Origin of the sequence: Rhodobacter capsulatus, from assembly GCF_052363175.1 — a bacterium.
Lineage (GTDB): Bacteria > Pseudomonadota > Alphaproteobacteria > Rhodobacterales > Rhodobacteraceae > Rhodobacter > Rhodobacter capsulatus_D.
Genome location: NZ_CP198946.1, coordinates 2,383,815 through 2,398,780 on the forward strand (window position 1 = coordinate 2,383,815; position 14,966 = coordinate 2,398,780).

At 65.2% G+C, this 14,966-nt stretch carries 13 protein-coding genes; 4 read left to right on the plus strand and 9 right to left on the minus strand.

From position 1 onward, the window contains the following. Nucleotides 1-20: 20 nt before the first annotated feature. Both ACTTAI_RS12580 and ACTTAI_RS12585 read right to left on the minus strand, forming a co-directional pair. On the minus strand, nt 21-800 hold the full coding sequence (locus ACTTAI_RS12580) for a gamma-glutamyl-gamma-aminobutyrate hydrolase family protein (protein WP_444451891.1): 780 nt from the start codon (nt 798-800) through the stop codon (nt 21-23). A gap of 87 nt (nt 801-887) precedes the next feature. Then, nucleotides 888-1,316: a SufE family protein gene (locus ACTTAI_RS12585; RefSeq protein WP_444451892.1), complete on the minus strand. Its 429-nt coding sequence runs from the start codon at nt 1,314-1,316 to the stop codon at nt 888-890. A gap of 158 nt (nt 1,317-1,474) precedes the next feature. Here ACTTAI_RS12585 and ACTTAI_RS12590 point away from each other — a divergent pair, with 158 nt between their 5' ends. Then, nucleotides 1,475-1,969 carry a hypothetical protein gene (locus ACTTAI_RS12590; protein WP_444451893.1) on the plus strand — a complete coding sequence of 165 codons (495 nt, stop codon included), beginning with the start codon at nt 1,475-1,477 and terminating at the stop codon, nt 1,967-1,969. Between the two features lie 66 nt (nt 1,970-2,035). Here the strand turns inward: ACTTAI_RS12590 and ACTTAI_RS12595 are convergent, their stop codons facing one another. Beyond that, complete coding sequence (locus tag ACTTAI_RS12595) at nt 2,036-3,916, minus strand: elongation factor G (protein ID WP_444451894.1); 1,881 nt, start codon at nt 3,914-3,916, stop codon at nt 2,036-2,038. 142 nt (nt 3,917-4,058) lie between these two features. On the opposite strand from ACTTAI_RS12595, the gene metZ reads away from it, so the two are divergent. The 3 genes from metZ to ACTTAI_RS12610 all read left to right on the plus strand — a co-directional run bounded on the left by metZ (nt 4,059) and on the right by ACTTAI_RS12610 (nt 9,077). Continuing rightward, a complete protein-coding gene (gene metZ, locus ACTTAI_RS12600) occupies nt 4,059-5,258 on the plus strand; it encodes an O-succinylhomoserine sulfhydrylase (protein ID WP_444451895.1) in 1,200 nt (399 codons plus the stop codon). 209 nt (nt 5,259-5,467) lie between these two features. After that, nucleotides 5,468-6,559: a GTP cyclohydrolase FolE2 gene (gene folE2, locus ACTTAI_RS12605; protein ID WP_444451896.1), complete on the plus strand. Its 1,092-nt coding sequence runs from the start codon at nt 5,468-5,470 to the stop codon at nt 6,557-6,559. Nucleotides 6,560-6,725: 166 nt separating this feature from the next. Next, entirely contained in the window at nt 6,726-9,077 is a 2,352-nt protein-coding gene (locus tag ACTTAI_RS12610) for an ATP-dependent helicase (RefSeq protein ID WP_444451897.1), read from the plus strand. 245 nt (nt 9,078-9,322) lie between these two features. Here ACTTAI_RS12610 and rnd read toward each other — a convergent pair whose 3' ends face one another. The 6 genes from rnd to murD form a co-directional block, all read right to left on the minus strand. After that, the gene (gene rnd, locus ACTTAI_RS12615) at nt 9,323-10,477 is read right to left on the minus strand and encodes a ribonuclease D (RefSeq protein ID WP_444451898.1); all 1,155 of its coding nucleotides are present in this window, start codon (nt 10,475-10,477) and stop codon (nt 9,323-9,325) included. 164 nt (nt 10,478-10,641) lie between these two features. Next, nucleotides 10,642-11,232 (minus strand): phosphoribosylglycinamide formyltransferase, encoded by a 591-nt coding sequence (gene purN / locus ACTTAI_RS12620; RefSeq protein ID WP_444451899.1) that lies wholly within the window; start codon nt 11,230-11,232, stop codon nt 10,642-10,644. Then, nucleotides 11,229-12,275, minus strand: coding sequence for a phosphoribosylformylglycinamidine cyclo-ligase (gene purM, locus ACTTAI_RS12625; RefSeq protein ID WP_444451900.1), 1,047 nt, complete (start codon nt 12,273-12,275; stop codon nt 11,229-11,231). The genes purN and purM overlap by 4 nt, the downstream gene beginning before the upstream one ends. 77 nt (nt 12,276-12,352) lie before the next feature. After that, nucleotides 12,353-12,817 carry a GFA family protein gene (locus tag ACTTAI_RS12630; RefSeq protein ID WP_444455759.1) on the minus strand — a complete coding sequence of 155 codons (465 nt, stop codon included), beginning with the start codon at nt 12,815-12,817 and terminating at the stop codon, nt 12,353-12,355. A 22-nt stretch (nt 12,818-12,839) separates the two neighbouring features. Then, complete coding sequence (locus ACTTAI_RS12635) at nt 12,840-13,418, minus strand: gamma-glutamyl kinase (RefSeq protein WP_444451901.1); 579 nt, start codon at nt 13,416-13,418, stop codon at nt 12,840-12,842. Between the two features lie 70 nt (nt 13,419-13,488). Beyond that, nucleotides 13,489-14,889: a UDP-N-acetylmuramoyl-L-alanine--D-glutamate ligase gene (gene murD / locus ACTTAI_RS12640; RefSeq protein WP_444451902.1), complete on the minus strand. Its 1,401-nt coding sequence runs from the start codon at nt 14,887-14,889 to the stop codon at nt 13,489-13,491. Nucleotides 14,890-14,966: the final 77 nt, after the last annotated feature.

Below are 14,966 nucleotides of genomic sequence, written 5' to 3' on the forward strand. Positions count from 1 at the left end.
TACGCCCTTCGCGCCGCGCGTCACCCGCGCGCGGCGGCAAACTGGCGCACCGCATCGCCAAAGGCGGTAAAAAGCGGTCGCGACACCGGGTCGTTCTGCGCATTCCATTCGGGATGCCACTGCACCGCCAGCGTGAAGCCCGGCGCATCCTTCACATAGATCGCCTCGGGCGTGCCATCCTCGGCCCGGCCCTCGATCACGATGCGCGGCCCCGGTTCGGAAATTCCCTGCCCGTGCAGGGTGTTGGTCAGCACGTCTTCGGTGCCGAAGAGACTGGCAAACCGCCCGCCCGAGGTCAAAACGACCTTGTGGCGCAGCGCGAACAGCTCCTCCAGACTGCCCTCGGGCGGCATCCGATGGTTCATCCGGCCGGGCAATTCGCGGATCTCGGGGTGCAGCGTGCCCCCCATCGCCACGTTCACCTCCTGAAAGCCGCGGCAGATGCCCAGAAACGGCTGCCCCGCCGCCACACAGGCCCGCACCAAGGGCAGCGTGATCGCATCGCGGGCACGGTCGAAAAACCCGTGCTTCTCGGTCTCCGGATGGCCATATTCCGACGGATGGATATTGGGCCGACCGCCAGTCAGCAAAAATCCGTCGCAGACCTGCATCAGCTCCTCGACCGAGACCATCGTCGGATCGGCCGGAATGAGCAGCGGCAGACACCCCGCGACATTGGCCACGGCACAGGAATTCATCTGCCCGCCCTCGTGGATCGGGTAGCGATCATTGATCAGCCCGCGGTTGCCGATGATCCCCACGACCGGGCGATGTGATCTTTTTGCCGCCGTCTGTGCCATGTCATGCTCCTTTCGCGAAACCGTAGCAAAGTCACGGCTTTGCGCAAAGGGGGGAAGCCCGCGCAGGATCTGTGCAAAGGTGCAGGGTCAGGCGGCGGCGGCCTCGGCGGCCAGCTTGCGGATGCGCTCGACCATCGCGGTCAGACCGTTCGAGCGCTGTTGGCTCAGGTGCTCGTTCAGACCGAGACGCCCCATCTCGGCTTTCGCATCGACCGCACCCACCTCGGTCACCGAAAGCCCCGCATAAAGCGCGTGCAGAAGCGCGATCAGCCCCTGCACGATCATCGCATCCGAGGCGCCTTCGAAATCGAAGACAGCGCGGGGCCCGGTGCCCGCGATGCGCGGCATCAGCCAGACCTGCGAGGCGCAGCCCTCGACCTTGGTCGCAGGCACTTTCAGCGCCTCGTCCAGCGGCGGCAGCGCCTTGCCCAGTTCGATCACATGGCGGTAGCGCTCCTCCCAATCTTCAAGGAAGTCGAAGGTTTCGGCAATTTCTTCGAAAGCGGGGCTGGCCATGGGAAACTCCTGCGTTTTCCCTTGCGTAGCCTTCATGCGGCGGCGCGGCAAGAGGCGCGCGGCGGCCCGCGCAAGCGCCGGGCCAAACGCCGCTTTTCAAACCGGGCCGGATCGGCTACCCAAAGGCAAAGACCGACCCAAGCCTCCCGAGGTGCCTCATGTTCCTGCGTGCCCGCCCTGCCCCCGTGGCCCTTTCGCTTGCGCTGGCTCTGGCGCTGTCGGGCTGCGGCTTCGGCAAATCGAAGCTGAACCCGTGGAACTGGTTCAAGCATGAACAGGTGATGACGCTCGCGCCGAAGGACGGTTATCCGGACGTCAAGGAAGACCCGCGCGAGCTGATCGCTCATGTGACCGCGCTGGAGGTGAAACAGACGCAGGGCGGCGCCATCGTCGCCGCGACCGGCCAGACGCCGACGCAGGGCTGGTGGGGGGCGAAGCTTCTGGCAGAGAATGACGGCAAGCCCGTCAACGGCGTGATGACCTATCGTTTCGTCGTCGCCTGGCCCGACCCGCAAAGCCCGGCCGCGAGCCGCGTCAGCACCCCGCAATCGCGCGACGTGACCGCTGCGGCCTTCATCGACAACGTCCTGCTGGCCGAGGTGACGAAGATCGTGGTGATCGGCGCGGACACCCAGCGATCCATCAGCCGCTGAGTGCAAGGCCCCGGAATCCAAAAGGGCGGTCCCGTGGGACCGCCCTTTGTCGTTTCGATCAGACGCTCAATACTGCTCTTCGTAGTGATCGAGCGTCGCGACAAAGCTGGCCGTGCCGCGGGTGGCGCCGCCGAGCGACTGGAACAGCTCGGAGAGCGACGACGCGGGCATCAGCGCCTCGAACAGATCCCAGCCTTTCGCGGCCGGATCGGCTTCGAAGCCCAGCACCTGCCCCTTGAGACCGGAGACGAGCGGCGACAGCCCGCCCGCATAGGTCGACGGCACCGAGATCACCACTTTCGACACCGGCTGCAACACCACCGAGCCGATTTCCGCCATCGCCTCGCGCAGCGCCATCTTGCCCGCCGTGCGGAAGGCATGGTCGGAGCTGTCGACCGCATGGTGCTTGCCGTCCGAGAGGTTCACCGCGATATCGACCACCGGATGGCCCTTCGGCCCCGCCGTCAGCGCCTCGCGCGCGCCCGCCTCGACCGAGGGGATGTAGTTGCGCGGCACGGCCCCGCCCTTCACCGTCTCGGTGAAGCGGAAGCCCTCGCCCCGGCCCAGGGGGCTCACTTCGATCACCACATCGGCAAACTGCCCCGCCCCGCCCGATTGCTTGCGGTGACGGTATTGTTTTTGCGCCGAGCCGGTGATGGTTTCGCACAAAGCCGCCGTCAGCGGCGCCGTGCCGACCTTGATGCCGAAATCGGCGTCAAGTTTTTCCAGCGTTCGGCGCAGATGCAGCGGGCCCTGCGTGCCAAGCACGGTCTTGCCGCTCGCCGGATCGGTGCCAAGCGTCAGGCCGGGATCGATTTCGAGCAGTTTCGGCAGCGCCGCCGCCAGACGGGTTTCGTCGCGCTCGTTCTCGGGCTCGAGGATGAGCCGGTGGTTCGCCTGATGCGCCGCCATCCAGTCGGGGTTCGGCACGATGCCTTCGGCGGTGTAAAGCGGCCCGGTCAGGCTCAGGTGATCGGTTTTCACGGTCAGCCCGATGTCCCCCGCCTTCAGCGCGCTCAGCTGGGTCTTGCCATCGACATCGACGATCGAGCCCACAGGCGCCCCGCAGAGCTTCGCGCCGGGTGCCACGCCATCGGCGAGCGCGCGGACCAGCACGGTCTTGCCAAGGTGCTTGACGGTATCGGCCAAGGCGCCCACGGCCAGCGCGCCGATGCGTTCCTTCGTCTCGGCCACGCCCGGCACTTCGTGACGCAGGCTCTTCATAAGCCGCATCATGCCGTTGCCGTGGCTCGCCGAGCCCAGAAGCGCGGGCAGAAGATCGTGATGTTGCAAGACCTTGGTCGAGACCTCATAGACCTCGTCGGTCATCGGCGCCTGATCCTCGATCAGTTCGGTCAAGAGCGTCTCGTCGAAATCGGCCAGATGTTCGAGCAGTTCCGCCCGGGCCTCGGCCTCGCGGTCGCGAATCTCGGCGGGCAGCTCCATCAGCGAAGACCGCGCATGGTCGTGATATTCCCAGGCGCGTTCGGAAATCAGATCGACCGCGCCGATCACATGGCCATCCTTGCGGATCGGGATCTGCCGCAGCACGATTCCATGCGGGCAGAAATTCTGCAACGCCGCCACGATTTCACTGGTGCGATCCTGCGCGATGTCGATCTTGTTGATGAAGATGAAGGTCGGCAGGTTCGCGGCCTCGACCAGCCGCAGATAGGGCGCACACAGCACCGCGGCATCGGCCTCGGCGGGAACGCACAAAACAACGGCATCCGACGCGGCAAGCATCGGGCCAAGCTGCGGCAGATGGTCGGCCCCACCGGGCGCGTCCAGAAGCGCCCAGTCTTCCCCCATGAAAGCGAAGCGCGTCACGGCGGTCTCGCCGAAAAGCACATGTTTGCGCGGTTTGGCCCCTTCGAGCGTGGCCAGCGCCTCGGCAAGCGTGGTCTTGCCGGCCTGCGATGGGCCTACGATGGATACGACTTTCATTGGGCACCTCCTCGGGTCTGTTGCGCCCGTCATTTTTGGGGCGCATGTGATTCTCTTAAAGGTTTGAACGGACCCCGGCCTTGACCCATGCCAAACAGCGGCTTATCCGAAGAAATTCCGCGCGATCTCTGGGGAGACGAAGATGAGCGAGTGGCGCACACGCACGAAACTGGTCCACGAGGGCATCCGGCGCAGCCAGTTCGGCGAAATGGCCGAGGCGCTGTTCCTGACGCAGGGCTTCATCTATCCCTCGGCGAGCGCCGCCGAAGCGCGCTTCATCGAGGCGGGCGAGGATGAATTCATCTATGCCCGCTACGGTAACCCGACGACGCGGATGTTCGAAGACCGGATGGCCGCGATCGAGGGCACCGAGGATGCCTTTGCCTGCGCCTCGGGCATGGCGGCGATCAACGGGGCGCTGACCTGTATCCTCAAGGCGGGCGATCATGTCGTCGCGGCGCGGCAGATGTTCGGGTCGTGCCTGCATGTGCTGAAGGTGCTGGCCGGGTTCGGCGTCGAGGTGACGCTGATCGACGGTGCCGATCTGGAAAACTGGCGCGCGGCGGTGAAGGCCAACACGAAGATCTGCTTCTTCGAAAGCGTCTCGAACCCGGGGCTTGAGGTGATCGACATCAAGGGCGTCTCCGAAATCGCCCATGCGGTCGGCGCCATCGTCGTCGTGGACAATGCCTTCGCCAGCCCGATCTTTTCGCGCGCGGTCGATCTGGGCGCCGATGTCGTCGTCTATTCGGCGACGAAACACATCGACGGCGGCGGGCGCGTGCTGGGCGGCGTCGTCTGCGGCACGAAAGAATTCATCCGCGGTCCACTGGAAACCTATGTCAAGCACACCGGCGGCGCGATGAGCCCGTTCCATGCGTGGCTGCTTCTGAACGGTCTGCAGACGCTCGATCTGCGGGTGCGCGCGCAGGCGGCCTCCGCCAAGGCCGTGGCCGAAGCGATCGACGGTCATCCGCATGTGAGCCGGGTGATCTATCCGGGCCTGCCGAGCCATCCGCAGCACGCGCTCGCCATGGCGCAGATGGGCGCGGGCGGCACGATGCTGGGCCTCGATTTCGAGGGCGGCAAGGAGGTGGCCTTCCGCTTCCTTGATGCGCTGGATGTGGTGTCGATCTCGAACAACCTTGGCGATGCGAAGTCGATCGCGACGCATCCGGCCACGACGACGCACAAGAACCTGACCGACGAAGACCGGGCGACGATCGGCATCACCCCCGGGCTGGTGCGGATTTCCTTCGGCATCGAGGATACCGCCGATCTGATCGAGGATATCCAGTCGGCGCTGGAAGTCGCTTTGGGCGAATGCGGCGAGGCGGGCTGAGAGCCCTCCCGGTGCAAAGCCTTGAAATGACGAACAACTCGGAAGCGGGGAAACGGAACACGTTTCCCCTTTTTCGTGTCCCACCCCGGCACAAATTGCAGTTCCGACGATTTCCTGAGCTCTTTCGTCGTTTCTTGTGCAACTTTGGTTGGACTTTCGACGTCTCACTCCCATATCGAAACTTGCGCGACAGGCGAAAGGGAGACGCCATGAATATCCACGGACGCATCGACACGCCCGATACGGCAGAAGCCAAGGCCGCGCTTGAAGTTCTGCGGGCTTTCGTGGCGCAGGCACATCCCGCCGAGGTGGCGGGACTGGACCCGGCCATTGCCCGGCTCTTCACCCCGGCCCCGACCCCCTACCCCGAGCTCGCCCGCGTCTATGACGCCGAGTTCCGCCCCGATGACGCCTACAAGGCCGCGATGCCCGATCTGCAGAACGGTCCGGCTTCGCTGATCCGCGGCGCCAAGACCCGCATCGAACATGTCGGCATCTCGAATTTCCGCCTGCCAATCCGCTACAAGCTGCGCGATGGTGGCGATGTCACGCTTGAAACCTCGGTCTCCGGCACGGTGAGCCTTGAAGCCGAGAAGAAGGGCATCAACATGTCGCGCATCCTGCGCAGCTTCTATGCCCATTCGGAAAGCGAATTTTCCTTCGAGGTGATGGCGGCGGCGCTGGATGACTATATCGACCATCTGGAAAGCTTCGACGCGCGGCTGATGATGCGGTTCTCGCTGCCGCTGCAGGTGGACAGCCTGCGCTCGGGTCTGCGCGGCTGGCAATATTACGATATCGCGCTGGAGCTGGTCGAACAGGCCGGGGTGCGCACCAAGATCGTGCATCTCGATTACGTCTATTCCTCGACCTGCCCCTGCTCGCTCGAACTGAGCGAAGACGCCCGCATCCGCCGTGGGCGGCTGGCGACGCCGCATTCGCAACGCTCGGTGGCGCGGATTTCGGTGGTGGTCGAGCCGGGCAAAACGCTCTGGTTCGAAGACCTGATCGAGATCGCCCGCGACAACGTGCCAACCGAAACGCAGGTCATGGTCAAGCGCGAAGACGAACAGGCCTTTGCCGAGCTGAACGCGGCCAATCCGATCTTCGTCGAAGATGCGGTGCGCTCGTTTGCGGCCGGGCTCATGGCCGAGCCGCGGGTGGCGGATTTCCGCGTCATCGCCAGCCATCAGGAAAGCCTGCACAGCCACGATGCGGTGGCCGTGCTGACGGAAGGCCCCACTTTCGCCAGCGCGAGCCTCGATCCGAAACTTTTCGCATCGCTTGTGCATGCCGGGTAACGCGACGCGGAAGGCGCCCCTTCCGACCGTGTAACCCGCTCCCCCCGGGGGATCCGCAACCGGCATCGGGTTTGCCGCGCACGGATCGCCCGGGGGGTTCGTATTTGCAAGAACAAAAACCGAACAGGCCTTGGCTTTGTCGTCGCGCAAGCTATAGTGGCGCCCCATGAGCAGTATCCTCGATGATGATGATTTCGGCGGGCTGAGCCTGTCGCAACGCGCCATGATGGCGGCGCGCGGCCCTGTCGGCACGCGCTATCTTGACGAACTCAACCCCGCGCAGCGCGAGGCCGCCGAGACGCTTGATGGACCACTCCTGATGCTCGCTGGGGCCGGGACAGGCAAAACCAAAACCCTGATGGCGCGCATTGCTCACCTTATAACCACCAATCGCGCGAACGCGCGCGAAATACTGGCCGTCACCTTCACCAACAAGGCGGCGAAGGAAATGAAGGATCGGCTGGAAAGGACGCCTTTCCATTTGCCGGACCCCGTCAGATGGATGGGCACCTTTCACTCCATATGTGCCAAATTGCTACGCAATCACGCGGAACTGGTCGGGCTGCGCTCGAACTTCACGATTCTCGATACCGACGACCAGATCCGGCTGTTGAAACAGCTGATCATCGCCGCGAACATGGATGAAAAGCGCTGGCCAGCGCGGCAATTGGCCGGGATCATCGACAGCTGGAAGAACCGCGCCTGGACGCCCGAACATGTCCGCGGCGCCGAAACCGCGCATTTCAACAACCGCGGCTCCGAGCTTTACGCCGCCTATCAGGAGCGTCTGCGCACGCTGAATGCCGTCGATTTCGGTGATCTGCTGCTTCATATGGTGACGATCTTTCAGCGTCACCCCGACGTACTCGCCGACTATCAGCGGCGCTTCAAGTATATCCTTGTCGACGAATATCAGGACACCAACACCGCGCAATATCTGTGGCTGCGGCTGCTGGCGCAGGCCCATCGCAACATCTGCTGCGTCGGCGACGACGATCAGTCGATCTACGGCTGGCGCGGTGCCGAGGTGGGCAATATCCTGCGGTTCGAAAAGGATTTTCCGGGCGCGGTGGTGGTGCGGCTGGAACAGAACTACCGCTCGACCGAACATATTCTGGCGGCGGCCTCGGGGCTGATCACCGCGAACCGCGACCGTCTGGGCAAAACGCTCTGGACCGCGGACAAGGGCGGCGAAAAGGTCCGGCTGATCGGCCATTGGGACGGCGACGAGGAAGCGCGCTGGATCGGCGAAGAGGTCGAGAGCCTGTCGCGCGGCACCCGCGGCCTTGACCCGATCCCGTTGAATGGACAGGCGATTCTGGTGCGCGCCAGCCACCAGATGCGCGCCTTCGAAGACCGCTTCCTGACCATCGGCCTGCCCTATCGCGTCATCGGCGGGCCGCGCTTCTATGAACGGCAGGAAATCCGCGATGCGATGGCCTATTTCCGGCTGGCCGTTTCCCCCGACGACGATCTGGCGTTCGAGCGGGTGGTGAACCTGCCCAAGCGGGGCTTGGGCGACAAGGCGCAGGCGGTCATCCAGACCTGTGCGCGGGCGGCCGAGGCGGGTCTCGTCATGGGCGCGAAAGCCGCGCTGCAGCAGGGCGCGATCACCGGCAAGGCCGCGGGGGCGCTGCGCGCTTTCCTTGAGGGCATCGGGCGCTGGCATGCGGCGGTGCTCGACAATTCCGACCACGTGCGGCTCGCCGAAACCATTCTGGAGGAGTCGGGCTACACCGAGATGTGGCTTGCCGACAAGACGCCCGAGGCGCCGGGGCGGCTCGAAAACCTGAAGGAACTGGTGAAGGCGCTGGAAGGCTTCGAGAACCTGCAAGGCTTCCTCGAACACGTCGCGCTGATCATGGACAATGACAAGGACCAGTCCGAGGACAAGGTCTCGATCATGACGCTGCATGCGGCGAAGGGGCTGGAATTCCCCGCCGTCTTCCTGCCCGGCTGGGAGGATGGGCTGTTCCCCAGCCAGCGCGCGCTGGATGAAAGCGGGCAGCGCGCGCTTGAGGAAGAGCGGCGGCTGGCTTACGTGGGCATCACCCGGGCAGAGGAGATTTGCACGATTTCCTTTGCGGGCAACCGCCGGGTTTACGGGCAATGGCAGTCGCAGCTGCCCTCGCGCTTCATCGACGAATTGCCCGGCCGTCATGTCGAAATCCTGACCCCGCCCGGGCTGTACGGCGGCGGCTTCGGCGCGGCGACGGCATCGGGCTTCGGCAGTCTGGAGAGCCGCGCGACCAAGGCCGATGTCTACAATTCTCCGGGCTGGAAGCGGATGGAGACCCGCGCGACCGAGCCGCCGCGGCCGAAGGCGCGCACGGTGACGACGGTCGACAGCGTCGCCTTTGGCATCGGTGACCGGGTGTTCCACCAGAAGTTCGGCTATGGCGAGGTGATTGACCTCGAAGGCGATACCGCCTTGATCGAATTCGAAAAAGCCGGTTCGAAGCACGTCAAGGCCGGGTTCCTGAAACCCGCCGTCGGGCTGGATGACGTGCCGTTCTGACCGGACCGTCTGATCTGACCGAGGCCATCGCCGAGGTCACGCGCAAGATTAGCCCCGTGACCGCCGAGGGCCCAAAGGCACTCGGCCAGCGCCCGCCCCGCCCATGGCGGGCGCTTCTCGCCCGCCGGGGCAGGCGCCCGCCTCTGATATCGCTTGGGGATGCAGTCTTGTCGCGACTATGCGGAAACGGGCGGGGAAACGCGCTGCGTTTCCTGTTCCGCCCGAGGACATCTTGCTAATCCGGATCAGACCGGTACGACCCGCACCGACCCGCCCGAGGCGGTCAGCGCGATCTCGCCCTTGGCCAGCCGCAGCGCATCATTGCCGAAGACATCGAGCCGCCAGCCGTTCAGCGCCGCCACGTCGCGCTTGCCCGCGGCGATCCGGTCCAGATCCGCGGCGGTGGCAATCAGCTTCGCCGCCACCCCGGTCTCTTCCGATTTTGCCTTCAGGAGCACGCGCAGAAGATCCGCCAGCGCCGTGTTCACCTGCAGCTGCGCATCTTCGTCGGGCACGCGCGGGAAATCTTCGGGCTTCGTCTCCATCCCGACCTTCACCGCCGCGATGATGCCATCGGCAATGTCGCCCCGCCGCGCCTCGCGCAGCAAAAGCCGCGACTTGCCCAGCTCATCAAGCGTCACCGGCTTCGTCGAGGCCAGCTCCAGCAGCGCATCGTCCTTGAACACGCGCGAACGCGGGATGTTCTTGCCCTGCGCATAGGCCTCGCGGAAGCGGGCCAGTTCGCGCACGACCGCCATGAAGCGGCCCGAGTTCGTCCGCGTCTTCACCCGTTCCCAGGCTTCCTCGGGGCGGGTGATATAGGTCTCGGGCGAGAGCAGGATCGCCTCCTCCTCCTCGACCCATTTCTCGCGGCCGGATTTCTTAAGCTCTTTCGACAGGAATTCGTAGATCATCCGCAGATGCGTGACATCGGCCAGCGCATAGGCCTTTTGCGCATCGGTGAGCGGACGGCGCGACCAGTCGGTGAAGCGCGAGGTCTTGTCGAGCGACTGCTTGGCGATCTTCTTCACCAGCGTCTCGTAGCCGACCTGTTCGCCAAAGCCGCAGACCATCGCCGCGACCTGCGTGTCGAACAAGGGCAGCGGGAACACCCCGGCTTCGGTGAAGAAAATCTCCAGATCCTGCCGGGCGGCGTGGAAGACCTTGACGGTCGCCTGATGGCGGAAGAGGTCGTAAAGCGGTTCGAGCGACAGGCCCTCGACCAGCGGATCGACCAGAACCGCCTCGCCATCCTTGCCGGGAAGCGCCATCTGCACAAGGCAGAGCTTCGACCAGTAGGTGCGTTCGCGGAGAAACTCGGTATCAACCGTTACATAGGGGGCAGCCTTGGCGCGGGTGCAGAACTGCTCCAGTGCGTCGGTGGTGGTAATCGTCTGCATCGTGCCTTTCCCGGGGATCGCGGGGTCATCCCGCCCTGTTTCTTCGGTTTAGGCATTTGTCCGCACAAAGGAAAGCGTGTCATTGCAGGAATGCACAATTCCTTGTGACTGACGACACATTATTTCCTGCAGACTGCCGTGTCAGCGGGATGGGGTGCCCGCCGTCACAGATCCAGACGGCTGCGGTTGCCGGTCACGAAGCGGCGCAGCACGGCCGGGTAAAGCTTGTGCTCCTGCGCCAGAACCCGGGCCGCCAGCGTTTCTGCCGTATCGCCCGGCTCGACCGGCACGCGCGCCTGACCAAGGATCGGGCCGTCATCCAGAACCGGCGTCACCTCATGCACAGTGCAACCGGCCTCGGCATCGCCCGCCTCGAGCGCACGCTGATGCGTGTGCAGGCCGGGATATTTCGGCAGCAGCGAGGGGTGGATGTTCAGCATCCGCCCGGCAAAGGGCGTGACGAAATCGGGCGTCAGCACCCGCATGAACCCGGCAAGGCACAGAACATCGGGCTTCGCCGCAAGGATCGGTTTCAGCAGTTCCGCCTCGAACGCCGCGCGATCCTTGCCGAAGGGGCGATGGTCGATCACCGCCGTCGCCACACCCAGACGCGCGGCGCGGTCGATGCCCGCCGCGCTCGGGTCGTTCGAGGCCACCAGAACCGGCGTCGCATAGCCGAGCCCGTGCATGTCCTCGACCAGACGGATCATGTTCGACCCGCCCCCCGAAATCAGGATCGCGACGCGGGTGGTCACAGAAGCTTGCCCGTATAGGCGACGCCCTGCCCCTCGGTCACGGTGCCGATCACGGTGACAGTTTCGCCCGCCGCTTCCAGAAGCGATTTCAGCGCCTCGGCCCGGTCCGCCGAAACGACGCAGATCATGCCGATGCCGCAGTTGAAGGTCTTCAGCAGCTCGGGTTCCGCCATGTTCGCGGTCTCGGCCAGCCAGCGGAAGACCGGCGGCAGCGGCCAGGACGAAAGATTGATCGTGGCGCCCAGCCCCTCGGGCAGAACGCGCGGCAGGTTCTCGGTCAGACCGCCGCCGGTGATATGGGCAAGCGCATGCACGCCGCCCGCGCGGATCGCGGCCAGCGCCTGTTTCACGTAAAGCCGGGTCGGCGCGAGCAGCGCTTGGCCCAGAGTGCCGTCCGAGAAGGGCGAGGCCGCGTCCCAGCCAAGGCCCGAAAGCTCGACCACCTTGCGCACGAAGCTGTAGCCGTTCGAATGCACGCCGTTCGAGCCAAGGCCCAAAAGCACATCGCCCGCGACCACGCCCGCGGGCAGATCCGACCCGCGTTCCATCGCGCCGACGGCAAAGCCGGCAAGGTCGAAATCTTCCTTCGCATACATGCCCGGCATCTCGGCGGTCTCGCCGCCGATCAGCGCACAGCCCGATTGCGCACAGCCCTCGGCGATGCCCTCGATGATCGTCGCGGCCTGCGCGACCTCAAGCTTGCCGGTGGCGAAATAATCAAGGAAGAACAGCGGCTCGGCGCCCTGGCAGACCAGATCGTTCACGCACATCGCCACCAGATCAATGCCGATCGTGTCCACGACGCCAGTGTCGATCGCAATCCGCAGCTTGGTGCCGACGCCATCGGTCGCGGCCACAAGGATCGGATCATTGTAGCCCGCGGCCTTGAGATCAAAGAGCGCGCCGAACCCGCCCAGCCCGGACACGGTGCCCGGACGGTTGGTGCGCTTCGCCGCCGGTTTGATCCGTTCGACGAGCGCATTGCCCGCATCGATATCCACGCCTGCATCGGCATAGGTCAGGCCAGTCTTGCGCTCGGTCATCGCTGTCTCCGTCGGATTCGTCGTGCGAAGCCCTAGCGCAAAGGGGGCCGCTTGAAAAGCACCGCGTGGGGGCGGGCTCAGCTGACCTTGGCCAGCGCCGCGCGGCGGCGGTCGAGCGCTTCGGGCGACCAGACCTCGGCGCTTTTGTAATATTCGGCAAAGACCTTCGCGCTCTCGGGGAAGACCAGCCACGGCTGTTTCGTCGAGGTGAAGATATGCACATCGGGAGGACAGGCGGCGGGGGTGTCGAGCGTGCCGACGCGGACAAAGGCCAGCACCCGCCCGGCCCCGGCATAATGGCTGAAGACCGCGACGCGGCAGCTGGGGCAACGCGCGATCTCCTGCCCCTTGCCCGAGGCCGAGGGCGTCATCACGTAATCGACCACGCCTGTCACTTCGAGCCGGTCGGTCTCGATCAGGGTGTTCAGCGCAAAGGCGGTGCCGGTCTCGCGCTGGCACCAGCTGCAATGGCAGGCATGGGTGATCATCGGCGCCGCGGTCATCCGGTAGGTCACCTGCCCGCAGGTGCAGCGGCCAGTCAGGCTTTCGGTCATGCGATCCTCCTTAGTGCTGCGCCGCCTCCCACATCTCGTAGCAGCGCGCGAAGCGGGTTTCATGTTCCGCCCGCAAAGCGTCGGGCAGATCGAGCGCGCGCTGGGGCGAGACATTGACGACGGGAAGCTCCACCGGGCCGCCGAAACGCTCGGCGAGAAAGGCCAGAATGCGGTCTTGCGCCTCGTAGCGGAAGAGATGCTGCACCGGGCAAGACCCGTCCTTGAGGCTCAGAAAGCGCGATTGCGCGCCCTCGGCCTCGGGGTTGCCGGGGGTCAGCATCCGCGCGATGAACTCGGCGAACGTCAGATGCGCGGTCGAACGGGCCGTGCCCTGCAGCTTCGGCCGGGTGCGATAGCGGTAATTCGAGCCGTGCCAGTCGAGCGGATGACGGATCACCGCCATCATCTCGTAATCGGCCTTGAGCAGCGGGCGCAGCGACCGCGCGTAGCTGGCCACCGTCATATGTTTCAGATGCGGCGGATCGCGCAGCACGATCGCGGCCCGGGCATCAAGCGCCGCCTCGATCGCGGTGGTGCCGGTCTTGGGAACCGCGAAGAACACGAGGTTCTCGCGGGGGAACACCATCATGGGGGGCTCTCGCCTGTTGTTTTGGTCGCGGGCGAGTATGACGGCGCCCGCGCCCCATCGCAAGCGTCCCTCAGTCGGGCAGCGCCTGTGCGAGCGCGGTGAAATGCTCGCCGCGTTTTTCGAAGTTCGGATATTGGTCGAAGGAGGCCGCGGCAGGGGCCAAAAGCACGGTATCGCCCGGCTCGGCCTCCTCGGCCGCGCGGGCGACAGCGCGTTCCATCGTCTCGCAGATCTCGTGGTCAAGTGGCGCCAGTTCGAGGGCGAAATCGCGCCCGGAATGGCCGATGAAATAGGTCTTCTTCACCGTGCCCAGAAGCGGTTTCAGCGCACTCACGCCGCCTTCCTTGCCCATGCCGCCCACGATCCAGCGGATGTTGGTGAAAGCTTCCAGCGCCTTCGCCGCGCTGTCGACATTGGTGGCCTTGCTGTCATTCACATAACGCACGCCGCGCTTTTCCGCGATCGTCTGGCTGCGATGCGGCAGCCCGCCAAAGCTGTGGAAAGCCTCCTCGATCAGCTTCGGCGCAAGGCCGAGCGAGCGGCAGGCGGCATAGGCGGCGCAGGCGTTTTGATGGTTGTGCGCGCCGGGCAAGGCCTTGACGGCGCGCAGATCGATCGAGGCGACCTGCCGCCCCTTGCGCCATTCGGCCAGAAAGCCCTTGCGCGCAAAGACCGACCAGCCGTAATCGCCGAGCTTCTTCGCCGACGAGACCCGGATCACCCGGTCATCCTCGCGCCCCATCGCCATCTGATTGGCCAGATAGACCCCCTCGGGCTCGTCGATGCCGATCACCGCGCGGTCGGGCGCACCTTCGGCAAAGAGCCGACGCTTGGCGGCAAAATAGCCGCCCATGCCGGAGTGGCGGTCCATGTGATCGGGCGAGAGATTGGTGAAGACGGCGATATCCGGCGTCAGCGCACGGGCGAGATCGGTCTGGTAGGAGGAGAGTTCCAGCACCACCACCTCGCCATCTTCGGGCGGATCGATGTCAAGCACACCGCGGCCGATGTTGCCCGCCATCTGGGTCGGGCGGCCCGCGTGGGTCAGGATGTGATGGATCAGCGCCGTGGTGGTAGACTTGCCGTTCGAGCCGGTGATGCAGACGGTTCGGGGCGTGACGTCGAAATCATCCCAGCCCGCGGTCGCCCAGGAGCGGAAGAAGAGCCCGATGTCATTGTCGACCGGCACGCCCGCCGCCATCGCCGCGGCGATGACCGGATTGGGGCGGGGATAAAGATGCGGAATGCCGGGCGAGGTGATCAGCGCGGCGATACCGTCAAAGGCGCCCTGACGGGTCAGATCGGTGCAGGTGTAGCCCGCGGCCTCGGCCTTGGCGCGGGCTTCGGGGCTGTCGTCCCAGAGCACGGGCTCCGCGCCCCCCGCCTTCAACGCCGCCGCCGTCGCGAGCCCCGAGCGCCCGAGCCCCAGCACCGCGACGCGCGCGCCCTCATATCCCTGAACCGGTATCATCCGCGACCTCCGTAAGCAGCGGGGCTCTGCCCCGCACCCCGAGATATTTGAGGCAAGATAAAAGGAAAAGCCCTTCC